Below are 24,556 nucleotides of genomic sequence, written 5' to 3' on the forward strand. Positions count from 1 at the left end.
CCGACAGCCAAGGCATGATCGATCGAAAGCGGCCCCGCCGGGGATCAGTCTTCGGTGAGCCCGGCCAGCTTGTCCTGGACACGGCGGAGCTCGTCCTGCGCTTCCTGAAAGAGCTTGGACTTGAAGGCCAGCGTGTCGAGGGCCTTGGTCTCGCTCATGGTCCGCTTGAGGCGGTCGATGCGGGCCAGGATCTCGGCCTCGCGCCGCTTCAGCGCGGCAGCCTCGGCTTCGGTCAGGCGCGGCGTGTCCATGGATTCCCTTCCTGCCCGGCCATTGTAGACCGAAAACGGCCCCCCGGCAAGACGGGACGGGGCCGCCGGACGGTTTGACCGCCCGGGAACGATATGCCATCATAGTGCCTCGAGGCATCATGACCGCTCGGCGAAAGACCGGAAGGACGCTCCTGGCGCTGGCCCTGGCTGCGGCGTTCGCGTCCGGCGCGCTGGCCGGGCCGGCCCGGCCGGGCGGCGGCGGCGCGGCGCCGCAGAAGAAAAAGAAGGTGTCCGAAGAGAAGGACCCGAAATACCAATGCGAGCTGGGCGTCATCGCCCTCCGCTACGGCCTGCCCGACCAGGCCGTTCTCTACGGCCGGCAGGCCGTGGCCCTCGACCCGTCGTTCTTCGACGGCTGGCAGCTGCTCGGGTCGGCCTACGCTCAGAAGGGAGAGCTCGTCCAGGCCGCGGAGGCCTTCGAAAAGGCCGCGGCCATCAAGCCCGGGGCCGGCGACGTCCAAAGGCAGCTGGGCCTGGTCTACCTCGGGCTCAACGAGACGGCGAAGGCCGAGTCCGCCTTGAAGACGGCCTTCGACGCGGGCGGCGACGCCGAGTCCGCCTACGCCCTGGGCAAGCTCTTTTACACCCAGAAACGGTTCGACGAAGCGATGGATTACGCCGTCAAGGCCATCCAGAAGGACGGCAAGAGCGCCAAGGCCTATAACCTCAAGGGCGTGCTCCTCAACCAGAAGGGACGCTACGCCGAGGCCGCCGGGGCTTTCCAGGCGGGGCTGGTCCTCCTCCCGGAGGACGTCGGGCTGCAGGTCAACCTGGGCATCGCGCTGTTCAACAGCGGCGAGTCCACCAGGGCCCGCAAGGTCTTCGAGGCGGTCCTGCCCAGGATCGAGGCCGGCGAGCTTAAGAAGCAGGTCCAGGACTACATCCAGGCCATCAAGGACGCCGGCAAGTAGCCTTCCGCCGCCGGGGGGAGGGGGGAGTTCAAGCCGGCGGGCCAAAGTGCTATCATGAAGGCATGAACTGGGTCACCGTCCATACATCCAACGGAGTCACGGAGGCGGAGATCCTCAGGAACATGCTCGAATCCTTCGGCATCCCCGCGCGGGTCAGTGCCGAAGCCGTAGGCAAGGTTCTCGGGATGACCGTCGACGGGATGGGCCGCGCGGCCCTTCTCGTCCCCGCGGATCGAGCCACGGAAGCCCAGGACATCCTGGCCGAGCACTTCACCGCCGAAGCCTGAGGGGGGCGGTCGCCGCGTGACGCCTCGAGGGGGACGGCCCCCGAGATGTTGAGGTTTGCGGGGAAGGCGTCCGCTGGCGGCCGGCGTCAGCTGAGCTTGAGGCCCTTGCGGTGGGCCCGGTACTCGTAGACGCCGACGATCCGCCGGGCCATGGCCTCCTCGGAATACTTCTCGAGGACCGTCTCCCGGCCCTTGGCCCCGAGGCGCGCCGCCAGGTTGCGGTCGAAGTGGACCTTGAGGATGGCATCGGCCAGGGCCTTGGCGTTCCGGGCGGGGACGAGGAAGCCGTTCTCGCGGTTGACGACAAGGTCCCTCGCCATCCCGATATCGGCGGCCGCGACGGGCAGCCCGCTGGCCATGGCCTCGACGAGCTGGCCGCCGAGGCCGTCGAGATGGGAGAACAGGACGAACATGTTCAGGGAGGCCAGGACCCGCGGCGCCTGGCCGCGCAGGCCGAGAAGATAACGGACGTTGTCCATGGGCGGCGGGGCCGACCCTTCGGCCGCCTCGAGACGGAGCGATCCCTCGCCGAGGACGACGACCTTGATCTTCGGCGACTGGGCGGCGGCGATGGCCGCGGCTTCGAGCAGGGCGCGCTGGCCCAAATCGTCCTCGAGCGGCAGGATCGCGCCGACGAGGAAGTCCCCGGGATCGAGGCCGAGTTCCCGGCGGACGAGGTCGTCGGGCGGCTGGGACGTGAATCGCGAGAAATCCGCGCCCGGAGGCACGACTTCGACTGACGTTTCCGCGACGCCGCCCTGGACGAGGATGGACTTGATCGCCTCCGTCCCGGCGATGACCGCGTCGATCGATCCGAAGGGAGGCCGCCCTTCGAGCGGCGACGAGCCGGCCGGCCGCGACAGGACGCGCACGCGGACCTCGGCCGCGGCCGCCGCCGCGAGGCCGAGCGACGCGGCCAGCGCGTCGAAGGCGTGGACCAGCCGGCAGCGGCGGGCCCGCATCAGGCCGGCCAGCCTGCGGCGGACGAGCCAGCCGATCCGGCCGCGCATGCGGACCGGGAGAACGGGCAGGCCCTCGTCCGAGGCCCGGCGCAGGATGTCGCTGCCGGGTTCGAGGATCAGGTGCGCGGCGTAGCCCCTGCGGCCGAGCTCACGGGCAACGGCCAGCACCTGGCGCTGGTCCTCGCGCCACTCGCGGACGGAATCGACGAGAAAAACGCTCACTGGGCAATTTTAGCACACCGGGCCCGCCGGCGAAACCATCACTTCTCCCGGGCGTGACAGCCGGGCAGTCGTGCGCCCCTCGGGCCGCCAAGCCGGAGAGAGGGATCCCCCGATATTCGACGAACAGCCCGAAATGTCCTCTTCCGAAAGGAGGAGGGCCCGATCGAGCCGGGCGCTACTTGATGTAGTCGCTGAGCGTGATGCCGCGGTCCTCCAGGGTCGAGCCGGTGGCCTTGGCGATGTTGGCGACGGCGACGTTGTAGTCGACCAGGGCCTTGATCTCCAGCGACCGGGCGCTGGCCAGGGCGTCCTGGTAGGTCAGGACGAAATAGTTCGTCGACATGCCGACGCTGAGCTTCTTCATCTCGGCCTCGAGCTGCTTCTCGGCCAGCTCGCGGGCGATGCGGTAGGCGTCGACGCTCTTGGCCGCCGTCTCGAGCGACCGGACGGCGTCGCTGACCTCGAGGAAGACCTGCTGCTCCTGGGTCTTGAGCTTGGCCACGGCCTGCTCGAGGTCGAGCTTGGCGTAGGTGTACTGGGCCTTGCCGAAGATGTCGCCGAAGGGGACGGTCAGGGTCACTCCGGCCGTCCAGTTGTTATAGAGGAACTTGAAAGCGTCGCGGAAGGCCGCCGAAGCGCTGCCCGGATCTCCCGCCGTGGGCGGCAGGAACGGGTTGCTCTCGTCGTAGATGTACTGCTGTCCGGAGATGCCCGGGCTGGCCTTGGACAGCTGGAGGTCGAGCTGGGGCAGGCGCTGGTTCTTGGCCACGCGGAAATTGATCCGCTTCCCCTCGATCGCCGACTTGGACGCCTCGAGATCGGGCCGCCGGGCCACGGCCTTGGCCATGGCGTCCTCGAGGGTTATGGTGAGGGGCTTGAACTCGGGTTTGTCGGCCGGGACCAGGCTCGTGCCCAGCGCCGAAGGGTCGACTTCGATATTGAGGAGCGTCCGGAGCTGGTCCTGGCATCTCTTGACCAGAGCCTCGGCTTGGAGGATGTCGGCCTCGCGGCGGGCCACGGTGGCCTCGGCGTTCAGGACCTCGATGGGCGCCTTGGTGCCGACCTGGACCTCGCGCTTGGTCTTGGCCAGGAGGTCTTTCCCGCTCTCCAGGGACAGCCGCAGGGTTTTGAGGTTCTCGACGCTGTAGACGAGGTTCCAATAGGCCGATTCCACCGAATAGATCGTGTCGATGAGGGTGTTCCGGAACTGGCTGCGGGAGACCTCGAAGTTGTTCTGGGCGACGAGGATCTCCTTGCGGCTGACGGTCCAGCCGAAGTTCTTGAGCAGCGGCTGGGTCAGGACGAAGTTCAGGCGGCTGGTGTATGACGGATTGTAGCTCTGGAAGAGCTGGTTGTTCTTCGAATAGTCGTAGCTCAACGCGGCCTGGAGCGTGCCGCCGAAGGGGATCTTCTGCGTGATCGCGGCGCTGGCGCTGGTCGAGCGATCGATGTAGCTGCCGGCGGACTGGAGGGACCAGGTAGAGAGCTGCTCGTAGTGGTTGCCGCTCAGGCCGACCTCGAAGGTCGGCGCGTACATCTGCCTGGCCTGCGAGACCGTGGCCGAGGCCAGGCTGGGGTTGATGACCTCGGCGGCCACGTTGAGGTTGTTCTTGAGGGCCCGGAGGATCGAGTCCTCGAGGGTCAGGCTGAGTTCCTTCTTTTCCTGGGCGAAGCCGGTGCCGCAGGCCAGGGCCAGCGCGGCCAGCGCAAAGAACGCGCCGGGGATCCGTCTCTTGATCATGGTCGTCCTCCGATCAACGAGATATCTTCGAAAGAATCCTGTTTGCAAAAACGATGCCAAAATGCAAGATCGCTTATAAATAGATACGCAGCCGGCGGCTTTTCGTTCACTCCGGCCAGCGGATCCCCAGCGCCGTCATCTTGTTGAAAAGGGTCTTGCGGCTGATCCCCAGGATCCCGGCGGCCCGGGTCCGGTTGCCGCCGGCCTGCCGGAGCGCCTCGAGGATAAGGTCCCGTTCCCGGGCCGCGGCGACGTTCTGGACGGCCTCTTTCAGGGGCGCGACCCGGTCCGGGCCGGCCGGCGCTTCGGCCGCCGCGGGGGCCACGGCGAGGCGAAGCCGGACCGGCAGGGCCGCTTCGGTCAGCCAATCGCCCTCGGCCATGACCATGGCCTCGTAGACCACGTTCTCGAGCTCGCGGACATTGCCCGGCCAGGCGTAGGCGGCCAGCCTATGGAGCGCGCCGGGGGTGAAGCCGAACACGTTCTTCTTCAATTCGGCGGCGTACTTGCGGACGAAATGTTCGACCAGGAGCGGGATGTCCTCGGCCCTCTCACGGAGCGGCGGCAGGGCGATCGACAGGACGGCCAGGCGGAAATAGAGGTCTTCCCGGAAGTTCCCGCGCCCGACCTCGGCCTCGAGGTCCTTGTTGGTGGCCGCGATGACGCGGACGTCGACGGGCACCGTCTTCGTCCCGCCGACCCGGGTGATCTCCCTCTCGCCCAGGGCCCGCAGCAGCTTGACCTGGGCGTCCTGGGAGAGCTCGCCGACCTCGTCGAGGAAGATCGTGCCGCCGTTCGCCTGCTCGAACTTGCCGGTCTTGTCCGAGCGGGCGTCGGTGAAGGCGCCCTTGACGTGGCCGAAGAACTCGCTCTCGATGAGGTCGCGCGGCACGGCCCCGCAGTTGACGACGACGAACGGCCCGTCCTTGCGCGGACCGGCGAAATGCACGGCCCGGGCCGCGAGCTCCTTGCCCGTGCCGCTCTCGCCGGTGATGAGGACGGTCCCGTCGACCCGGCTGATCTTCTCCATCAGCTGGAAGACCGAGTTCATCCGGGCCGACGTGCCGACGATGTTCGAGAAGCGGTAGCGCGAGACGAGCTCCGTGCGCAAGGCCTCGACCTCGTGGCGGAGGTTGCGGACTTCGAGGATCCGGGCGATGTCGAGCAGAAGCTCCTCGTTGTCGACGGGCTTTTCCAGATACGCGGAGGCGCCGAGCTTCGTCGCCTCGACGGCGTTGCGGATGGTCCCGAAGGCCGTGACGATGATGATGCCCGGCTCGGGGCGGGCCTGGCGCAGCCCGGCCAGGACCTCGAGCCCGGGGATGTCGGGCAGGTTCATGTCGAGGATCACGACGTCGGGGGCGAAGACGCGCGCCAGCTCCAGGCCGCGCCGGCCATTCTCGGCCGTCTCCACCTGGTAGCCCTTGTCGCCGAGGAGGACGGCGAAGACCTCGCGGATGCTCCTCTCGTCGTCGATGACCAGGATGCGGGGGTTCATGCGTGGCTCCTCGCGCCCGCGGGCAGGCTGACCAGGACCGTGGCCCCCTCGCCGGGGCGGCTGCGCAGCTCGATCTCTCCGCCGTGGGCCTTGACGATGGTGTAGCAGATCGACAGGCCCAGGCCGGTGCCGCCCTTCTTTGTCGTGAAGAAGGGATCGAAGACCTTCTCCAGGGTCTCCTCGGGGATGCCGGGCCCGGTGTCGGAGACGCGGACGACGGCCTTCCCGCCCTCGGGGGGCGGGACCTCGACGGTCAGCCGGCCGCCGGCCGCCATGGCCTGGACGGCGTTGAGGAAGACGTTGAGGAAGACCTGCTTGAGCTGGGACGCGTCGGCCTCGACGACGATCGGGCGCGGCGGGAAGGCCGTCCGGACCTCGATCCCGCCGGCCCGGGCCTGGATGGCGACGAGCGCCGCGCTCTCATCGACCAGGGCCAGGAGGTCGCAGGGTTCCTTGCGGATCTCGGAGGGCCGGGAGAAGGACAGCAGGGCGGACAGGATCTCGTCGATGCGGTCGGTCTCCCGCAGGGCGACGCCCAGGAGCTTCCGCTCGTTCTCCTCGCGGCAGCGCGACTCCACGTACTGGAGCGAGGAGCGGATCGAGGTCAGCGGGTTCCTGATCTCGTGGGCGGCCCCGGCGGCCAGCTCGCCGATCGTGGCCAGCCGGTCGGCCCGGAGCATGCGGCGGAAACGCTCCTTCTGCTCCTTGTAGAGGAGCGCGTTCTCGAGGGCGATCCCGGCCTGGGGCATCAGCGAGTCGATGAAGGCCGACTCCTCGGCGGAAGGCCGCCCACCCTCGCTCCTGCGGCCGACGCCGAGGATGCCGATGAGCCGGTTCATCGAGAGGACGGGGTAGAGCAGGGCCAGCCCCAGCCGCGCGATGACGGCCTTCTCGGCCTCGCCCAGGAAGCCCATGACCCCGGGGCGGGCGTCGATCTCGAGGAAGGTCTTGTTGACCTTGAGCCAGCGGGCCAGCCGGTCCTCTCCGGAGAGGAAGACGCCGCGCAGATCGGCCGGATCGCAGCCGCAGGAGGCGCCGACCCGGAACTGGGCGAGGTCGGCGTCATGGACGAAGAGCACCAGGCGTTCGACCTTGGCGGCCTCCCGGATCGTGCCCAGGAGGTTCATGGCGATCTGATCGAAATCCTCGATCAGGTTGAGGCTCTCGTTGAATTCCCGGAGGATCGTCCAGGGAGGGGCGTTCCGGCGCCGGGCGCCCCGGACGGCCTTCCCGACGCGGCCGAAGATCGTCACCTCAAAACTCCCTTAAAACGAGGATAGCGCATTTTCCGTTTAAAGTAAAAACGTCCGAAAGTGTAAAAAGGTGTAACTGATTTCCCAGATATGGGTAAAATAGGTAACATTGTTGATGCGACAGCTCTCTTTCGGTCCTCACGGCCGGGACGGCGACAGGGGCTGATCGCGCCGAGTTCAAATTCCATGTTGGCATCTTCTTTGCAATATTCAGGCCGAATAGACGGAGGCATCATCATGAAGCTGACCAAGGCCATCGCCATCGCGGCCGCGACGCTCGTCCTGGCCGTCGCCCTGCACCCGCAGGCCCAGGAATCCCAGAACATGAAGCTCCTGCGCCTGAAGAGCGCCCAGCTCTCGCTCGAGCTCAAGAAGTCCGACTATGAACGTTATCTCAAGCTCCGGGAGGACGGCCTGGCCGCCGAGGCTGATTTCGCCCAGCGCCAGACGGCCTACCTCCAGGCCCAGGTCGACTACCAGCAGGCCCTGATCAGCTTCATGGGCAGCGAAGCCCGCATCTCTGTCGCCAGCGCGGTCAAGTACCAGGACCGCAGCGGCAAGAAATTCGTCCGGGTCTCCCTGCGCTACGTTTCGAAGGAGCTCAAGGAGCTGGCCAACCTCAAGATCAGCGCCGAGGACCTCTTCCCGCTCGACTTCATGAAGGAGATCAAGGACGTCTACGTCTCGCTCCTCTCGGAGGGCAAGATCATCTCCGACCCCTATGAGAAGTCGATCCCGGCCATGCCCATCGAGACCGAACGGGAGGTCACCTTCCAGCTCCTCAAGGACGTCGAGAACCTCGATATCAGCGTCTCTTATTCCGGCAAGGCGGAGACGACCTCCGTCTTCCTCCAGAAAGGCGTCAGCGCCAACATGGTCACGGTCAACTCGGCCCAGTTCTCGCAGGAGGCCGACCTCGAGAGCACCGCGACCTACGACCTGTCGCTGGAGAAGTTCAGCGGCGAGGCCAACGTCTTCAAGCTCGAGACCGTCAACCTGCCGGCGCAGATCACGTACGAGTTCAGCGACCCGACGACGAGCGCCCGCCTGTCGCAGATCAAGTTCAGCGAGGGCGTCACGAGCCTCAAGCTCCAGCTGAAGCTCTTCCTGCCAAAGAACCCGGACGAGCGGGTCGTCCTGGACAAGCCCCTCGAGTTCTTCGTCCTGGCCCTCGACAACGACCAAACGGACAAGCTCCGCGGCCTCGAGACGGCGGCCGGCGGGACCGGGCTCGGCGCCGCGGCCATCGACGGCCTCAAGGCCGGCTACGTCAAGCTCGAGCTCATCCCCCGGGGCGTGCCCAAGGTCGAGGTCCAGGCCGTCAACCTCTACCACGAGATCAAGGTCGGCGACACGATCGGCATGGACGTGACCATCCGGAACACGGGCACGCGCCGGCTCAACAACGTCCGCGTCTTCTGCGACCTGCCGCTCAACTGGCGGGCCGAGATCGCGCCCGACCTGATCGGGACGCTCGAGCAGAACAAGGACCAGGTCGTCCGGATCAAGTTCCTGCCGCCGGACGGCGTCTCGGTCGGCGACTACGAGCCGAAGATCCGGACCGACGCCCTGGCCGACAACCGCCGGGTCGAGTCCGAGGACAAGATCGTGCGCATCCATATCTCGTCGAAGGCCAACGTGCTCGGCATCGGCGCCCTGGTGCTGCTGCTCATCGGCCTGCTCGTCGGCATCGTCGTCTTCGGCATCAAGCTGACGCGGCGGTAAGCCGGGTACGAAGAAGAGGAGGATCCGATGATCGACACGCTTCCGATCCTGAAAGCCGACGATCTGTCCAAGCGCTACGAGGACGGGGTCCTGGCCCTGGACCACCTCAACCTGGAGGTCCGCCCGGGCGAGGTCTACTGCCTGCTCGGCGCCAACGGCGCCGGCAAGACGACGGCGATCAACCTCTTCCTGGGCTTCATCCCGCCGACGACGGGGACCTGCGCCATCAGGGGCATCGACGTCAACCGGGACCCGCTCGAGGCCAAGAGGCACGTCGCCTTCGTCTCCGAGAACGTCATGCTCTACGGAAACTTCACGGCCCGCCAGAACCTCGACTTCTTCGCCAAGCTCGGCGGCCGGGCCGGCCTGGGCAAAGACGACTATTACCAGGTCATGCGCCGGGTCTCGCTCCAGGAGAAGGCCTTCGAGCAGCGGGTCAAGAACTTCTCCAAGGGCATGCGGCAGAAGCTCGGCATCTCCATCGCCATCATCAAGGACGCGCCGGGCATCCTGCTCGACGAGCCGACCTCGGGCCTCGACCCCAAGGCGGCCGAGGAGTTCCAGGAGATCCTGGCCGAGCTCAAGCAGGAAGGCAAGGCCATCCTGATGTCGACCCACGACATCTTCCGGGCCAAGGAGATCGGCGACCGGGTCGGCATCATGAAGGAAGGCCGCCTGGTCATGGAGCGGACGCGCCAGGAGCTGCAGTACGAGGACCTGGTCAAGATCTACATCGACTACATGAAGTCCGAGCCGCTGGCTCTCCCATGAACGCCCGCGCCGGCCGCGCCAGGAGGCTGCCGCCATGTTGAGAACGATCGTCAAGAAGGAAGTGCTGGAGACCGTCTTCAGCTACCGCTTTCCGCTTTTCGCCGTCATCTCTCTCCTCCTCATCCCGCTCGGCCTGGCCGTCAACCAGGCGAATTACGCCAAGCGGGTGCGTGATTACAGCGACCAGGTCCGGCTGGCCGACGAGGCCGCGGCGGCCATCAAGATCCAGGACGTCATGGCCGGGACGGTGACCATCAAGGGCTTTCGGCCGCCCGCGCCTCTCTCGGTCTTCACCCAGGGCTTCGAGAGCGCGCTTCCCCGCTACTACGAGTTCACCCAGGACGGCTTCAGGCCGGGCGAATCGGCGAGCGACGACGAGACCATCCTCTCGGTCCAGGGCAAGGTCGATTTCATCTTCATCGTCCAGATGGTCATCAGCCTCATCTCCATGCTCTTCGCGTCGGACATGATCTCGGGGGAGAAGGAATCGGGGACGCTGCGGGCCATGCTGGCCAACAGCCTGCCGCGGGACACCCTCCTCGCCGGCAAGATCGGCGGCGGCTTTCTGGCCCTCTGGGCGCCGTTCCTCCTGTCCTTCCTGATCGGCGCGGCCGTCCTCATGCTCGGGACCTTCCCCCTGGCCGGCGCCGGGACGGCGGCCCGCGTCCTTGTCGTCCTGCTCGCGACGTCCCTTTTCGTCCTGACCTACTTCACGATCGGCGTCGCCGTCTCGGCCAGCACGTCCAAGGCCCGGACCTCGCTCGTCGCCATCCTTATCGTCTGGGCCGCCTTCCAGCTGATCGTGCCGCGTCTCGGCGACATGGTCGCCCGCCTCATCCATCCGGTCCCGACGGAAACGCAGATCTCCCTGCAGAAATCGCTCCTTGTCCGCGCCCTCGACCTCGAGACGGCCAAGGACCTCGGCCATCAGTGGGACCTCATCTTCGCCTCCGCGGCCCCGGAGGCCCGGGACAACCAGGATTCCGCTGAGAACAAGAAATGGGGCCCGATCCGGGACGGCATCCAGCAGCGGACCAGGGAGCGCAAGTCTCAGCAGCTCTCGGCCATCGACGAGACCTATCTCCAGGAGCGGCGGCGGCAGCTCAGCCTGGCCGTCAGCCTGTCGGTGCTGTCGCCGAGCGCCGCCTTCGCCCGCTTCATCGCCGACGTCTGCGGCACGGGCGAGCTCGAGCGGGCCCGTTACCTCGAGGCCGTCCGGGCCCACCAGAAGGCCCTTGACGGCGAGCTCTTCAGCAAGGTCAAGCGGACCCTCATGATCCATGACGGCGGCCGGATGTCGATGGGCTTCCAGGCCCTGCCCGTCGACGTCTCGAAGCTGCCCCGGTTCTCGATCACGCCGGCGTCGACGGCCGAGGCGTTCCAGGCGAACACGGGCAGCCTCCTTTCGCTCCTCTTCTGGCTCATCGCGCCCTTCGCCTACGCTTACGCTAAGTTCATCAGGTACGACGTGAGGTGAGACGGGAATGCGCGTGGGATCACCGATTCAGAGGGAGAGGAGCATGATCGGCACCATCGCCCGCAAGGAGATCGCCTCCAACCTCCTCAGCTACAAGTTCCTCGTCGTCCTCCTGCTCATGGTCCTGCTCGTGGCCACGAGCCTGTTCGTCATGCACCGCGATTTCGCCGAGCGCATGGCCGATTACCAGGTCATCCGCCCGAAGCCCGGCGCGCCCATCGCCGTCGTCCCGCCCAACCCGCTGTCGATCTTCGCCAAGGGCCTGGAGAACGCCATGACCCGGTCTTTCGAGGTCGAGGTCATCGGTGTCACCGTCCGGGCCGGCCAGTCGTCCGGGAACATCGTCTATTCGTTCTTCCCCGCCCCGGATTTCCTCTACGTCGTCCGGGTCGTCCTGTCGCTCGTCGCCCTGCTCTTCGGCTTCGACCAGGTCAGCCGGGAGCGCGAGCAGGGGACGCTGAAGCTCGTCCTCGGCAACTCCGTCTCCCGGGCCGGGGTCCTGGCCGGCAAGTGGCTCGGCAACTTTCTCAGCCTGGCCGCGCCCTTCCTTCTCGTGACGGTCCTGGGGACGGCCATGCTGCTCCTCGACCCGAACGTCCGCTTCTCGGCCGGCCAGCTCGGGCGTCTCGGCCTCATCCTGGCCCTTTCCCTCCTCTACCTGGCCTTCTTCCTGAGCCTGGGCATGCTCGTCTCGGCCATGACCAGGCGGGCGGCCACCTCGATCATCGTCCTCCTGTTCGCCTGGGCGCTCCTGGTGTTCGTCCTGCCCAACCTGGGCACGCTCGCGGCCCGCCAGTTCGTCCGCGTCCCCTCGGTCCAGGCCCTGAGCGAGAAGCGGGAGCAGACCTGGACGCGCGAGATCCTGCTCGGGATCTCCGGGAAGGCCGACATCGGCGAGCACTGGCGGACGATCGGCCGGGAGAACGACCGCATGGAGGAGGACTACCGGCGCAGGTTCGAGCGCCTGGTCCGCCTCTCCCGCAACATCAACCGCCTCTCGCCGGCGGCCAGCCTCCTCGACGCCGCGACCGGGATCGCCGGCACGGGCATCGACGAGGAGATCCGCCTCAAGACGGAGGTCGTCCGCTACAAGAACTCGATCATCGACCCGGTCATCGACGACATGCTCGCCGGCCGCCGCGACGGCCTGTATCCGGCCTTCGCCTACCGGCCGAGGGCTGTCGGCGAGGTCTTCGCCGCGGGGGCCTGGTTCGACGCGGCCTGGCTCGCTGTCTTCAACATCCTGGCCTACGCCCTGGCGTTCGTCGCATTCGTCCGCTACGACGTGAGGTGAGACGATGGGAAAAACGCTCGTCCTCAAGGAGCTCCGGTCCCACCTCGTCTCTTTCCGCTTCCTGGCGGGGTTCGTCCTGCTGTTCGTCCTCGTCGTCGTCACCGCCGTCGTCCTGACGAATGATTACGTCCGCAAGCTCGACGAGTACTCGGCCCGGCAGGCGGAGATCGACCGCTACCTCAGCCAGTACGCCCACTTCAACCGGATCGGCGCGGTCCTGCGGCCGAGCCAGCCGCCCATCCCCTTCTGGGCCCTCGTCCGCGGCCTGTCGGCCGACGTCAACAGGGACGGCTTCGACGACGATCCGCTGCCGGTCATGTTCCCGCTCATCGACCTGACCTTCATCGTCGGCGTCCTGATCAGCCTGCTGGCCCTCATCCTGACCTACGACGCCGTCTGCGGCGAGAAGGAGGACGGGACCCTGAAGCTCATGCTGGCCAACGGACTGCCGCGCTCGAAGATCATCCTGGCCAAGGCCGCCGGCGCCGGCCTGACCCTGGCCGGCCCGCTCGTTGTCTCGCTCGCCGCCGGCATGCTGGTCATCCTGCTCCACCCGAAGGTCGACTGGAGCGGGATCGACTGGGCCGCGCTCGGCCTGATCGTCGCCGGGGCGGCGATCTACGGCGGCGTCTTCCTGCTCGTCGGCATCCTGGTCTCGTCCGTCCACCGGTCGAGCGCGTCGTCGATCATGACCTCGCTCTTCATCTGGACGCTCCTGGTCCTGGTCGTGCCCAACCTCAGCCCCTATGTGGCATCGTTCCTCTCGCCGGCCCCGTCGCGGATCATGGTGGCCCGGGAGACGGAGCGCCTGGGCGACACCGACCGGGACGATCTCGGCAACAAGCTCCAGGCCCGGTACCGGGCGGAGGTCCTCCAGGAATATCCCGTGCTGGCCGAGCGGCTGTCCGAGGCCGAGGTCAAGAGGCGCGTCGCCGAAGACCCCCTCTACCGGAAGGCGTACGAGGCCAGGCGGGCCGCCGCGGAAAGGGCCTGGAACGAGGCCAACCGGATCCAAAGCGCCAAGATCGACGAGATCCGGGACGACCTGAGGCGGAAGGAAGAGGCCCAGACGGGCCTGGCCCGGGCGATCTCGATGATCTCACCGCTGGCCGATTTCAGCTACCTGGCCACGGACCTGTCGTCGACGGGGACCCGGAACCAGGTCCATTTCGGCCGGCTGGCCAGGCTCTGGAGCCGGAGCTTCGATGACGATTACCGGCCGAAGAAGGTCGCGGCGATGAGGGCCAAGGACCCCACGGTGGATACCTGGAACACGGCCGTGGACATGTCCGACGCGCCCCGGTTCCGCTACGCCGAGGAGGGGCTGGGAGGGAGGATCCAGGCCGCCCTGCCGCCCTTCGGCGTCCTCGCCGGCTGCTGCGTCGTCCTGTTCGCCGCGGCATACGCGGCCTTCATCCGTTACGACGCCCGCTGAAATTGGCTGAAATTGGGGGACACAATACCCGTTTCCTATTTTTCCCGCCTGAAATAAAAGCGGGACACGACCCCTCATGGGGTCAATGGATCATGTCCCCCAGCTTTCCCAGCTTTTGCGCGCTCTCCCCAGGATCGGAAATAGGTACATGTCCCTGCTTTCCCGCCCCTGGGAAAATAGGAAACGGGTATTGTGTCCCCCATTTTCAACGGGCGAAGGCGTCGAGGTCGAGGTCCATCGCAAGACCGGGCGAGCGGGCGAATCTCTTGAGGGCGACGGCGCCGATCATGGCCGCGTTGTCCGTGCACAGCTTCGGCGACGGGACGTAAGCCTCGATGCCGCATTCCCGGGCCAGCTGCCGGAAGCTGGTCCGCAGGCGCGTGTTGCGGGCGACGCCGCCGCAAAGGATGAGCGAGCGCGGCTGGACCTGGTCGGCCGCCGCCCTCATGTGTTCGATCAGCGTCCGGGCCACGATCTCCTCGAAGCTGGCCAGGAAATCAGCCAGGCGCGGGCTGTCCTTGGCGATGCCGTTCTCGCGGATGACCTTGAGAGCCGCGGTCTTCAGCCCGCTGAAGCTGAAGTCCAGGCTGCGATCCTTCGTCCGCGGCACGGCGAAGCGGAAGGCCCTGGGGTCTCCCGTCTTGCCCATCTTCTCGATGACCGGGCCGCCGGGATAGCCGAGGCCGATGAACTTCGCGATCTTGTCCAGGGCCTCCCCGGCCGCGTCGTCGCGCGTCTTGCCGAGGAGCCGGTACGACAGCGGCTCTTCCATCAGGTAGAGGGCCGTGTGCCCGCCCGAGACGAGGAGCCCCAGCACCGGGTAGGCGATCCCGGGATTCTCGAGGAAGCAAGCCTCGAGATGGCCTTCGAGATGGTCGATGCCGATGAGCGGCTTCCTGTGGTAATAAGCCAGCCCCTTGGCGAACGACAGGCCGACGAGAAGCGAGCCGATGAGGCCCGGGCCCTGGGTCACTCCATAAAGGTCGATCTCTTCGAGCCCGACCCCCGCCCGGTCCAGGGCTTCGCCGACGATCGGCGTGATCGACTTGATGTGCTGGCGCGAGGCCAGCTCGGGCACGACCCCGCCGTAGGGCGCATGGACCTCGTCCTGGGACAGGACGACGTTGCTGAGGACTTCGGGGGCGGCCTCCGGCGACGGGGCAGCGACCGGAGGCGGAAAGCCGGCGCCGGGAGCAGGCATCCCGGTGTCCGGGGCGTCAGAGGCCCGAGCCCCCCGATCGGGCGCGCGCAGCACGGCCGCCGACGTTTCGTCGCACGAGCTTTCGATGGCCAGAACGAGCACTCGATGTCCGCCTTCCTCCGCCATATTACCAGAAAAGCCGGCATGGCGTCAGGGGCACCCGTCCCCGGCTCAGTCCCTCAAAAGTGCTAATATTTTCGCATCTTCCGCAACGCCCGGTCCGCCCCGGACGTAATTATTTCGAACGCCATGGGAACTTCAGGCCCCCGCGGCTGTCTTTATTGATTGAAGGGGCATCCTATCTTGCCCGAAAGTTGCTTATTTCATGGCCGTTAAGTAAAATCGGCGAAACTGTTCCTCCACTGCGGCGGATGCTCTCTTCTGTTCCGATAAACCAGGAGGTGGCTGATGCGCGTTCCCAGGTCGGTGCTGGGCGGATTCCTGATCGTCGTCCTCGTCGCCGCAGGCGTCCACTTCCTCGTCCTCCGCAAGGACCCTGCCGCCGCTGAAAGCCGGTCGGGAGCCGACTCTCCCGCGTCTTCTTCCGCGTCCTCCGCTCCAGCCGCAGGCCAGAAGGCCGAGGCCGCGCCGCTTCCGGTCAAGGTCAGCAAGGCCTTCGTCGGCGACCTGGTCATGACCCTCAAGTCGCCGGGCGAAGCCTACACCGAGAAGCGCGTCGTCCTCAAGGCCGAGGTCGGCGGCACCGTCAAGAGCCTCCTGGCCGCCGAGGGGCGCCACGTCCGCCAGGGCGACCTGCTGGTCGAGATCGACGACCGCGAGTTCCGTCTCAACCTCGAGCGGCTCGAGGCCCAGCGCCTGCGCTATCTCTCCGAGCTTTTCCTGGAGCGGCAGTTCTCCATCGCCGAGGAGCCGCTCGCCCAGTCCGTCGTGGACAAGCTGGCCGGGGCCCAGGCCGATTACGACCGCGTATCCGAGGGCTTCAAGAGCGGCGTGGCCTCCCAGGCGGACCTGGAGAAGGCCCAGGCCGCGCTCGAGCTGGCCCTGATCGAGGCCGGCCGCAAGAAAGAGGAGGTCCAGGCCGCCACCAAGGGCCTGACCCAGGCCGAGGTCGACGTCAAGATCGCCCGCCTGGCGCTCGAGAAGACCCGCGTCCGGGCCCCCTTCGCCGGCATCGTCACCGACCTCAAGCTCTCCCCCAACGAGCGCCTCGACGCCGGCCGCGAGCTTTTCACCCTGGTCGACATCAGCCGCATCAAGGTCAAGGCCAAGGTCCTGGAGAGCGAGGTCGGCAAGGTCGTGGCCGGCCGCAACGTCGATCTTCGCTTCAGCGCCTTTCCCGGCCGGACCTTCCGCGGCCGCATCGAGGCCGTCAGCCCGATCGTGAACACCGAAGACAAGACCTGCGCCGTCTACGTGGCCATGGACAATCCGTCCGAGGAGATCAAGCCGGGCATGCACGCCGAGGTCGAGTTCCCGACCGAGATCTTCGCCGGCCGGCTCCTCGTCCCCCAGCAGGCCATTCTGGTCCGGGGCGGCCGCAAGCTCGTTTTCGCCGTCGAGGGCGACACGGCCAAGTGGCGCTACGTCGAAGTCGGCCTGGAGAACGAGCGCTTCGCCGAGGTCCTGCCGGGGAGGGAGCCGGGCTGGGGCGTCGCCGCGGGCGACGCCGTCATCGTCGAAGGGCACGTCACGCTGGCCCACGACACCAGGGTCACCGTCGCGCAGTAGCCGCCGGATCCACAAGGGGGCCGCATGAAAAAGGCACTGTCCAGGACCGTTACCGCGATCATCATCCTCCTATTCGGCCTCGCGGCCGCCGCGCCGGCGGCGCCGCAGAAGATCGAGACCGTCGACGGAGTCCGCATCGTCCACAACAATCCGGGCGGCGTGTGGGGGAAGACCCCCAAGGTCGCCCTCGAGCTCGTCCGCAAGATCGGCGACATAGACACCGAGGACGAACATCTGGCCTTCAACTTCCCCTCCGACGTCGCCGTGGACAAGGACGGCAACATCTACATCCTGGATTCCGCCAACGCCCGCGTTCAAGAATTCGGCCCCGATGGCCGGTACCTGGCCACTATCGGCCGCAAGGGCCAGGGGCCGGGCGAGTTCATCATGCCGGATTCTCTCGATTTTGACAAGGACGGGAACCTCGTCGTGGCCGACTCGTTCCAGAATCGCGTCCAGGTCGTCATCGGCGGCGGCCGGGACGTCCGGTCCATCGTCATCAAAGAGGGGATGATCAGCGGCGTTCGTCCCCTGGCGTCCGGGGATCTCGCGGGCAAGGCTTCGACCTATTCCTTCCCCCGGCAAGGCCAGCCGGCCAAGACCGCCGGCGAGATGCGCCTGTTCCGGCGGATCGCGCCGGACGGCCGGATCGCCGCCTCGTTCGGCCTTCTGACCGATTTCGGAGAGCCCATGACCAACGCCATGGGGAACGCCGCTCAATACGCTATCGACGGGCAGGGCGCCTTCGCCGTCAGCTTCAACGCCCAGAACAGGGTCGAGAAGTACGCTCCGGACGGGACGCTCCTCTGGCGGGCCGACCGCCCGCTCGGCTATGACACCGCGGTCCGGAAGAAAGGCAAGATCGAGCAGACCGGCCAGGGCATCTCGATGTCCGCGCCGGAGATGAACCGCTGCTCCGCGGGCGTCGCCGTCGACGGCCGGGGGCGGATCTGGGTCCTGACCTGCGCCCGCCAGCTCAGGAAAGAGGAAGAGGTCCGGACCTCGATGACGAGCGTCGGCGGCCGCGCCGGCGTCAGCAGCGTCTCCGTCAAGACCGAAGGCAACACGGACCTCCGGACGACGGACGCCTTCCGGCTCGACGTCTTTGCCCCGGACGGCGTCCTCCTCGGCCAGGTCCCGCTCGCCCATTTCGCCGACGTCATCCGCATCGCCGGCGACAGCCTGTTCCTCATCGACCGCGAGCGCGGCGTCACGGTCTACCAGTACCGGATCGTGGAGAAATGAGCCAGGCGTCATTCGCGGCGGCCGGCACGAGGCGCGGGGAAGAGGAGGACGACATGACATCGAGCCCGGGGAGGCCGTCATGAAGCTCGCCAAGCTGGCCGTCGACCGGCCGGTGACGATGTACATGTTCTACTTCGCCGTCATCCTCCTCGGCGCCGTCTCGCTCCGGGAGCTCTCGGTCGACCTCCTGCCCGACATCAGCTATCCGCGGCTTTCGGTCATCACCAACTACCCCGGCGTCGCGCCCGAGGAGGTCGAGACGCTCATCACCGCGCCGCTCGAGTCGGCCGTCAGCCGCGTCCCCGGCCTGCGCCGCGTCGAGTCGGTCTCCAAGGAGGGCGTTTCGCTCCTGACCCTCGAGTTCGACTGGGGCACGGACATGGACTTCACCATGCTCCACACCCGCGAGCAGCTCGACAACGCCAAGGACCGCTTCCCCGAGGACGCGGAGAGCCCGACGATCATCCCGCTCGACCCGCAGAGCCGGCCGATCATGACCCTGGCCCTGTCCGGCGACAGGACGCTCCTCGAGCTCAAGGAGCTGGCCGAGGAGCTCATCAAGCCCCGCCTCGAGCAGATCGAGGGCGTCGGCTCGGCCGAGATCACCGGCGGCGTCGAGCGCGAGATCCAGATCGAGGCCGATCCCGCCAAGCTGGCCCTCTACGCCCTGACCATCGAGGACATAGCCGCGCGCGTCGACGCCTTCAACCGCAACCTCCAGGGCGGGACCATCCGCAAGGGGACGTTCAAGTACGCCCTCCGCGTCGTCGGCGAGTTCGAGTCGCTCGACGAGATCGCCGAGATCGGCCTCCTCGTCACCAAGGAGGGCGGCGTCGTCCGCCTCCGCGACGTGGCCCGGGTCCTGGACTCGGTCAAGGAGCGCCAGGGCATGACCCGCCTGGACGGCGCCGAGAGCATCGGCCTCCTCGTCCGCAAGGAGTCCGGGGCCAACACGGTCAAGGTTACCAGGCTCGTCCGCGAGGCCATCGGCCAGATCCGCCGGGAGAACCCCGGCATCGCGCTGAGCGTCGTCAGCGAGCAGGCCCGGACGATCGAGGGGGCCATCGGGGCCGTCAAGAGCGAGCTCTGGCAGGGCGCCGTGCTGGCCTTCCTGACCCTGCTCATCTTCCTTCAGGAATGGAAGACGCCGCTCATAATCGGCACGGTCATCCCGGTCTCGATCATCGGGGCCTTCAGCTTGCTCTTCTTCGGCCACATCACCCTCAACATCATGTCTCTCGGCGGCCTGGCCCTGGCGGTGGGCATGCTCGACGACTGCTCCGTCGTCGTCTCGGAGAACATCTTCCGGCACCGCAGCCTCGGCAAGGGGCTGAAGGAGGCGGCCTACGTCGGGACCAGGGAGGTCGGCCCGGCGGTCATCTCGACGGCCCTGACGACCATCGTCGTCTTCCTGCCGGTCATCTACGTTCACGGCGTGGCCGGCCAGCTCTTCAAGGACACGGCCCTGACCGTCACCTTCGCCCTGCTGGCCTCGCTCCTCGTCTCCCTGACCCTGATCGCGACGCTCGAATCGCGCGAATTCGATTTCGGCATGGGCCGGGAGCGGCGCTGGCGCTTCACCTGGGGCCTGGGCCGGATCTGGAAGCCGCGGCGAGCGGCGGCCGCCGCCCCCGCCGGCGACTGCCCGGGCGATCCGGCCGACCCGTCCGGCCCGGCCGCGGGCCCGCCCGCGAAGACGCGATCGCGCCGGCCCGCTTTTCTGGTCTACCCCGTCCGGGCCGTCCGCGTGGCCGTCTACGCGGTCTTCAAGGCCGCCGGCTTCGCCCTCAACGTCCTTGTGAGCTTCGTCGTCCAGCTGGCCGCGTTCGCCGGGCACTATCTTGCCCTGCCCTTCCGCCCGCTCCTCAAGCTGGCCTACGGGGCCTTCAACGCCGTCTACAACCGGTTCATCGACGGCTACCAGCGCTTCCTCGGCTGGAGCCTCGACCACAAGGGCCGGGTCATGGCCTGGACGGTCGTCTTCTTCGTCATCGTCTTCGCCCTGGGCGGCCTCATCCGCCGCGAGCTCATGCCGCCGATGGAGACGACGACGTTCGAGCTCGACCTGAAGATGCCCGTCGATTTTTCCTTCGAGCAGACGACCGAGATGTCCGTGATGCTCGAGTCGCACCTGCGGCGCCTCGCCCCGGTCAAGACCGTCCTGTCGCAGGTCGGGATCGTCAGCGGCATGGAGAGCGCCGATCCCTCGATCTCCGTCAACTCGGCCCGCCTCTACGTCGAGGTCCGCAGGCCCAGGGACCTCGGGGGCGTCCTCGACGCCGCCCGCGACCGGCTGGCCCGCTTCCCCGACATCGCCTATACCGTCGTCCGCGAGGATTCGACGTTCAGTCAGTTCCTGGCCCTGTCGGGGGCCGAGATCGGCCTCCAGGTCAAGGGCAAGGACCTCGACCGCCTCAAGGCGATCGCGGCCGACCTGACGTCGCGGCTGGCCGCCATCCCCGGCATCGCCGACGTGACGACGAATATCGGCGAGGGCAAGCCCGAGTTCAAGGTCACGGTCAACAAGGAGGCCCTCGGGAGGTACCCGGGCCTCTCGCCCGCGACGATCGGCGATTTCCTCGTCAGCGCCGTGCGCGGCCGGGTGGCCACCCAGTTCCGGGAGATGGAGAAGAAATACGATATCCTCGTCCGCCTCGACGACGCCTCGCGCGAGAACATCGAGACCCTGCTCGGCGAGACCCTGCCCTTCGAGGGCCGGGCCGTCCCGCTCCGCGATCTCGTGTCCTACGAGATCGTCCGCGGCCCCCGCGAGATCCGCCGCGAGAACCAGCAGCGCGAGGTCCTCGTCTCGGCCAACCTCAGGGGCCGCAAGCTCAGCGAGGTGACGCCGGCCGTCGACAAGGCCATCGCCGGCCTGCGCCTGCCGACCGACTACCGCGTCGCCTGGAGCGGCGAGCGCGAGGAGATGTCGCGCTCCTTCAAGTCGCTCGTCCTGGCCCTGCTCCTCGCGGCGCTCCTGACCTACATGATCATGGCCGCCCAGTTCGAATCCCTCGTCCATCCCTTCATCGTCATGCTCACCCTGCCCATGGGCGCGGCCGGGGCCATCGTCGCCCTGCTCCTGACGGGCGGGACTTACAACGTCATCTCGATCATCGGCCTGGTCGTCCTGGTCGGCATCGTCGTCGACAACGCCACGGTCAAGATCGACTACACCAACCAGCTCCGGCGCGGCGGGATGCCCCTGCGGCAGGCCGTCGAGGAGGGCAGCCACGTCCGGTTGCGGCCGATCCTCATGTCCACGGGCAGCACGCTCGTCGGCCTCATCCCCATGGCCCTGGCCATGGAGCGCGGGGCCGAGCTCATGCAGCCGCTGGCCGTCGTCGTCATCGGCGGCCTGACCTTCTCGACCTTCATGACCCTGATCCTGATCCCCGTGGCCTATGAGTGGGTGGAGAGCCGCAAGCGATGAAGTTCCTGATCGACCGGCCCATCGCCACGGCCATGGTCTTCCTGGCCCTGCTGGCCACCGGCGTCTATTCGTTCCTGAACACGCCGATCGAGCTGGCGCCCAAGGAGACGTTCCCCCAGCTCAGCATCATCACCAGCTGGCCCGGCGTGCCGCCCGAGGTCATCCAGGCCCAGGTGACGGCCCCGCTCGAAGAGGCCTGCGCGGCGGTCAAGGGCATCACCAGGATGAGCTCGGCGTCCGAGATCGGCGCTTCCCGGATCACGCTCGAATTCGGCCCCAAGACGGACATGGAGTTCGCGACGCTGGCCCTGCGCGAAGAGCTGACCAAGGCCCGCCCGCTCCTGCCGGCCCGGGTCCGGCCCTATGTCCAGCCCTACGTACCGGAGGATTTCCGGGTCCGGCCGTTCCTCTCCTACACGGTCTCGGGCCCCTACGCTCTCCAGGAGCTCCAGGAGGTCGTGAAAGAGAAGCTCGAGATCGGCCTGGGCGCCGTCCGGGGCGTCTCCGGCGTCGAGGTCGCCGGCGGCGCGGAGCCGGAGATCCGGGTGACGCTCGACGAGGACCGGGTCAGGGCCCTCGGGCTCCACCCCTATACGGTCAACTCGGCCATCGGGGCCCGGCTGGGCACCTACCCGACGGGCCGGGTCCGGCGCGGCAGCCAGGAGTTCCTGTTCAAGTTCGCCGACCGCATCGACGGCCTGGACGAGCTCCGCCGGACGGTCGTCGCCCACTCCGGCCAGAACCCGATCCTCGTCCAGGACCTGGCCAGGGTCGAGGTGACCTACGCCGAGATCCTGCAGATCCACCGCATCAACGGCCAGCCCACGGTCAGCCTGACCGTCTCCAAGGAGCGCGGGGCCAACACCCTGCGCGTGGCCGCCGCCGTCAAGAAGAGGCTCGAGACCGTCAGGGCGGATCTCCCGCCCAACCTCGTCTTCAAGCAGGTCGACGACGAGAGCGACGATATCCGCAAGAACCTCAACGACCTCTACCTCCTGGCCGGGCTGATCACGGTCATCGTCTTCGTCATGATCTTCGTCGTCCTGCGGCGGTTCACGCCCTCGCTGCTCATCCTGTCCTCGATCGCCTTCTCGGTCGTCATCACCTTCAACCTTCTCTACGCCTTCGGCATCTCGCTCAACATGCTGACCCTCGGGGCCCTGGCCCTCGGCTTCGGCATGTTCGTCGACAACTCCATCGTCGTCTTCGAGAACGCGCTGCGCCTGCGCGAGGGCGGCATGGACCCGCGCCAGGCGGCCGTGGAAGGGCCCCGGCAGGTGTTCGTCGCCGTGCTGGCCTCGACGCTGACGACCATGGCCGTCTTCTTCAGCTTCCCCTTCTTCCAGGGCAAGCTCAAGCTCTATTACCAGCCGCTGGCCATCGTCGTCGCCTCGTCCATCGCGGCCTCGCTCCTCGTCTCGTACACGCTGGTGCCGGCCCTGAGCCCGCTCGTGCTCAAGAAAAGAAGAGGGGCGGCCGCCGGGGCCGAGAGGAGAAGCCCCCGCTTCGAGAAGGCCCTGGCCGCCCTCGTCCGCCATCCCCTCGAGGTCCTGCTCGTCGTCGCGGCCCTCCTCGCCGGGTCCTACAAGTGGTTCCGGGCCGAGGTGCCGACGGGCCGCTGGGGGTCCTGGTATTCGAAGGAATATCTCTACGTCCACGTCGGCATGCCGCCCGGCACCGACATCGCCCGCACCGACGAGACCATCCGGGCCTTCGAGGACAAGGTCATGGCCCAGGGCTATGAGAAGGAGATGAACGTAGACGTCGCCCCGGAAAGCGCCTACGCCCGCATCGGGTTCCCGCCCGGGATCGAGAGGTCCTACCGGCCGTACGCGCTGAAGGAGGAGCTCATCCAGCTGGCCACCCAGTTCGCCGGCATCGACATCAGCGTCTCCGGCTTCGACCCGCAGTACTACTCCTCGAGCATGGGCGCGGGCACCTATTACAGCTCGCGGATCAAGTTCTTCGGCTACAACCTCAAGAAGCTCAAGGAGATCACGGGAGACCTGGAGAAGACCCTGCGCCGCAATCCCCGGATCAAGGAGGTCCGGACGGTCTCCAGCCGCTACGGCTGGTGGCGCGGAGACACGTTCGAGGACGTCCTCAAGATCGACAAGACGGCCCTCAAGAGCTACGACGTCGATCCCGCCTATCTCTACTTCGCCCTGCAGACCATGATCCAGGGGACGTTCGGCCAGCCGGCCCGGATCCGCACTGAGGGCCGGGACATCACCGTCTCGGTCAAGTACCCCGACGCGGCGACGCTCGACATGCGGACCCTGTCCGAATCCCTCTTCCGGACGCGGGGCGGGGAGTATCTGCGGCTCGGCCAGATCGCCTCCTTCGTCGAGTCGCCCATCCCCGGCTCCATCGACCGCGAGAACCAGCAGTTCCAGCAGACCATCATGTGGGAGTTCCGCGGCCCGTCCAAGGCGGAGGAGCGCTACCGCAAGGCCGTCTTCAACTCGCTCCAGCTGCCGCCCGGCTTCTCGGCCAGCCTCGAAGAAAGCTGGGCCGTGACCAGGGAGGAGCAGAAGCAGATCAACTTCGCCATCGCCGCGGCCCTGGTCATCATCTTCATGATCCTGGCCGCGCTCTACGAGTCGTTCATCCTGCCGTTCCTCATCATGCTGGCCGTGCCGCTCTCGCTCATCGGCGTCTTCGCGGCCTTCGTCGTGGCCAGGGAGCCGTTCGACCCGACGGCCTACATCGGCGTCATCCTGCTCTCGGGCATCGTCGTCAACAACGCCATCCTGCTCGTCGACCACATCAACGCCAGGCGCCGGGAGGGGCTGGGCCTCATCGAGGCCGTGGTCCGCGGCACGAAGGACCGCGTCCGGCCGATCTTCATGACCACGATGACGACCGTCTTCGGCATGCTGCCGATGCTCCTGATCAGCGCCCAGGAGAACAAGCGCCAGATCTGGACGTCGCTGGCCCTGTGCACGGTCGGGGGGATGACGTCATCGACGCTGCTCATCCTCATCGTCATCCCGGTCCTTTACTATCACTGGGACGGCCTGCGGGCCTGGGGCGCCGAGAAGGCCCGCGAAGCCCGGGACCTTTTCGGGCCCCGGAGGGCCGGCGGAGCGGCGCCGCGGGAGAACGACCCGTTCGCCGACCGGCGGGGCTAGGTTCCG

The 24,556-nt window shown here is 67.3% G+C and carries 17 protein-coding genes; 11 read left to right on the top strand and 6 right to left on the bottom strand.

The features are described 5' to 3' along the window. Positions 1-44: 44 nt before the first annotated feature. Complete coding sequence (locus ABFD52_12355) at positions 45-251, bottom strand: hypothetical protein (GenBank protein MEN6561558.1); 207 nt, start codon at positions 249-251, stop codon at positions 45-47. A gap of 119 nt (positions 252-370) precedes the next feature. Between ABFD52_12355 and ABFD52_12360 the strand changes: the two genes are divergently transcribed. Further along, the gene (locus tag ABFD52_12360) at positions 371-1,183 is read left to right on the top strand and encodes a tetratricopeptide repeat protein (GenBank protein ID MEN6561559.1); all 813 of its coding nucleotides are present in this window, start codon (positions 371-373) and stop codon (positions 1,181-1,183) included. Positions 1,184-1,245: 62 nt separating this feature from the next. Beyond that, on the top strand, positions 1,246-1,470 hold the full coding sequence (locus ABFD52_12365) for a DUF2007 domain-containing protein (protein ID MEN6561560.1): 225 nt from the start codon (positions 1,246-1,248) through the stop codon (positions 1,468-1,470). An 86-nt stretch (positions 1,471-1,556) separates the two neighbouring features. Here ABFD52_12365 and ABFD52_12370 read toward each other — a convergent pair whose 3' ends face one another. The 4 genes from ABFD52_12370 to ABFD52_12385 form a co-directional block, all read right to left on the bottom strand. Then, positions 1,557-2,654, bottom strand: coding sequence for a glycosyltransferase family 4 protein (locus tag ABFD52_12370; protein ID MEN6561561.1), 1,098 nt, complete (start codon positions 2,652-2,654; stop codon positions 1,557-1,559). A 175-nt stretch (positions 2,655-2,829) separates the two neighbouring features. Next, positions 2,830-4,395, bottom strand: a complete 1,566-nt coding sequence (locus ABFD52_12375; GenBank protein ID MEN6561562.1) for a TolC family protein — start codon at positions 4,393-4,395, stop codon at positions 2,830-2,832. Positions 4,396-4,501: 106 nt separating this feature from the next. Continuing rightward, on the bottom strand, positions 4,502-5,893 hold the full coding sequence (locus tag ABFD52_12380) for a sigma-54 dependent transcriptional regulator (GenBank protein ID MEN6561563.1): 1,392 nt from the start codon (positions 5,891-5,893) through the stop codon (positions 4,502-4,504). Then, on the bottom strand, positions 5,890-7,146 hold the full coding sequence (locus ABFD52_12385; GenBank protein ID MEN6561564.1) for an ATP-binding protein: 1,257 nt from the start codon (positions 7,144-7,146) through the stop codon (positions 5,890-5,892). Before ABFD52_12385 ends, ABFD52_12380 begins: the two co-directional genes overlap by 4 nt. Positions 7,147-7,383: 237 nt before the next feature. Between ABFD52_12385 and ABFD52_12390 the strand changes: the two genes are divergently transcribed. From ABFD52_12390 to ABFD52_12410, 5 genes are read left to right on the top strand one after another with little or no spacing between them, the layout of a single operon-like run. Further along, on the top strand, positions 7,384-8,871 hold the full coding sequence (locus ABFD52_12390) for an NEW3 domain-containing protein (GenBank protein ID MEN6561565.1): 1,488 nt from the start codon (positions 7,384-7,386) through the stop codon (positions 8,869-8,871). Positions 8,872-8,916: 45 nt separating this feature from the next. Next, positions 8,917-9,642, top strand: a complete 726-nt coding sequence (locus ABFD52_12395; protein MEN6561566.1) for an ABC transporter ATP-binding protein — start codon at positions 8,917-8,919, stop codon at positions 9,640-9,642. Positions 9,643-9,676: 34 nt separating this feature from the next. Next, complete coding sequence (locus ABFD52_12400; protein MEN6561567.1) at positions 9,677-11,119, top strand: ABC transporter permease subunit; 1,443 nt, start codon at positions 9,677-9,679, stop codon at positions 11,117-11,119. Positions 11,120-11,162: 43 nt separating this feature from the next. Beyond that, positions 11,163-12,413, top strand: a complete 1,251-nt coding sequence (locus ABFD52_12405) for an ABC transporter permease subunit (protein ID MEN6561568.1) — start codon at positions 11,163-11,165, stop codon at positions 12,411-12,413. Between the two features lie 4 nt (positions 12,414-12,417). Further along, a complete protein-coding gene (locus ABFD52_12410; protein MEN6561569.1) occupies positions 12,418-13,848 on the top strand; it encodes an ABC transporter permease subunit in 1,431 nt (476 codons plus the stop codon). A gap of 205 nt (positions 13,849-14,053) precedes the next feature. Here ABFD52_12410 and tsaD read toward each other — a convergent pair whose 3' ends face one another. Beyond that, the gene (gene tsaD, locus ABFD52_12415) at positions 14,054-15,175 is read right to left on the bottom strand and encodes a tRNA (adenosine(37)-N6)-threonylcarbamoyltransferase complex transferase subunit TsaD (GenBank protein ID MEN6561570.1); all 1,122 of its coding nucleotides are present in this window, start codon (positions 15,173-15,175) and stop codon (positions 14,054-14,056) included. A 282-nt stretch (positions 15,176-15,457) separates the two neighbouring features. Here tsaD and ABFD52_12420 point away from each other — a divergent pair, with 282 nt between their 5' ends. The 4 genes from ABFD52_12420 to ABFD52_12435 all read left to right on the top strand — a co-directional run bounded on the left by ABFD52_12420 (position 15,458) and on the right by ABFD52_12435 (position 24,550). Next, the gene (locus ABFD52_12420; protein ID MEN6561571.1) at positions 15,458-16,738 is read left to right on the top strand and encodes an efflux RND transporter periplasmic adaptor subunit; all 1,281 of its coding nucleotides are present in this window, start codon (positions 15,458-15,460) and stop codon (positions 16,736-16,738) included. Between the two features lie 24 nt (positions 16,739-16,762). Then, entirely contained in the window at positions 16,763-17,983 is a 1,221-nt protein-coding gene (locus tag ABFD52_12425) for an NHL repeat-containing protein (protein MEN6561572.1), read from the top strand. A 79-nt stretch (positions 17,984-18,062) separates the two neighbouring features. After that, a complete protein-coding gene (locus ABFD52_12430; protein MEN6561573.1) occupies positions 18,063-21,416 on the top strand; it encodes an efflux RND transporter permease subunit in 3,354 nt (1,117 codons plus the stop codon). Further along, positions 21,413-24,550, top strand: coding sequence for an efflux RND transporter permease subunit (locus ABFD52_12435; GenBank protein MEN6561574.1), 3,138 nt, complete (start codon positions 21,413-21,415; stop codon positions 24,548-24,550). The genes ABFD52_12430 and ABFD52_12435 overlap by 4 nt, the downstream gene beginning before the upstream one ends. Positions 24,551-24,556 lie beyond the last annotated feature (6 nt).

The organism is Acidobacteriota bacterium (assembly GCA_039683095.1).
Taxonomy (GTDB): Bacteria; Acidobacteriota; Aminicenantia; order Aminicenantales; family Saccharicenantaceae; genus RBG-16-66-30.

Bases quoted from the DNA above. Each gene is read 5' to 3' on its own strand.
- ABFD52_12435 (MEN6561574.1), top strand. From the start codon at position 21,413: ATGAAGTTCCTGATCGACCGGCCCATCGCCACGGCCATGGTCTTCCTG.
- ABFD52_12410 (MEN6561569.1), top strand. From the start codon at position 12,418: ATGGGAAAAACGCTCGTCCTCAAGGAGCTCCGGTCCCACCTCGTCTCT.
- ABFD52_12390 (MEN6561565.1), top strand. From the start codon at position 7,384: ATGAAGCTGACCAAGGCCATCGCCATCGCGGCCGCGACGCTCGTCCTG.
- ABFD52_12405 (MEN6561568.1), top strand. From the start codon at position 11,163: ATGATCGGCACCATCGCCCGCAAGGAGATCGCCTCCAACCTCCTCAGC.
- tsaD (MEN6561570.1), bottom strand. From the start codon at position 15,175: ATGGCGGAGGAAGGCGGACATCGAGTGCTCGTTCTGGCCATCGAAAGC.
- ABFD52_12420 (MEN6561571.1), top strand. From the start codon at position 15,458: ATGCGCGTTCCCAGGTCGGTGCTGGGCGGATTCCTGATCGTCGTCCTC.
- ABFD52_12355 (MEN6561558.1), bottom strand. From the start codon at position 251: ATGGACACGCCGCGCCTGACCGAAGCCGAGGCTGCCGCGCTGAAGCGG.
- ABFD52_12360 (MEN6561559.1), top strand. From the start codon at position 371: ATGACCGCTCGGCGAAAGACCGGAAGGACGCTCCTGGCGCTGGCCCTG.
- ABFD52_12380 (MEN6561563.1), bottom strand. From the start codon at position 5,893: ATGAACCCCCGCATCCTGGTCATCGACGACGAGAGGAGCATCCGCGAG.
- ABFD52_12430 (MEN6561573.1), top strand. From the start codon at position 18,063: ATGAAGCTCGCCAAGCTGGCCGTCGACCGGCCGGTGACGATGTACATG.
- ABFD52_12365 (MEN6561560.1), top strand. From the start codon at position 1,246: ATGAACTGGGTCACCGTCCATACATCCAACGGAGTCACGGAGGCGGAG.
- ABFD52_12400 (MEN6561567.1), top strand. From the start codon at position 9,677: ATGTTGAGAACGATCGTCAAGAAGGAAGTGCTGGAGACCGTCTTCAGC.
- ABFD52_12425 (MEN6561572.1), top strand. From the start codon at position 16,763: ATGAAAAAGGCACTGTCCAGGACCGTTACCGCGATCATCATCCTCCTA.
- ABFD52_12375 (MEN6561562.1), bottom strand. From the start codon at position 4,395: ATGATCAAGAGACGGATCCCCGGCGCGTTCTTTGCGCTGGCCGCGCTG.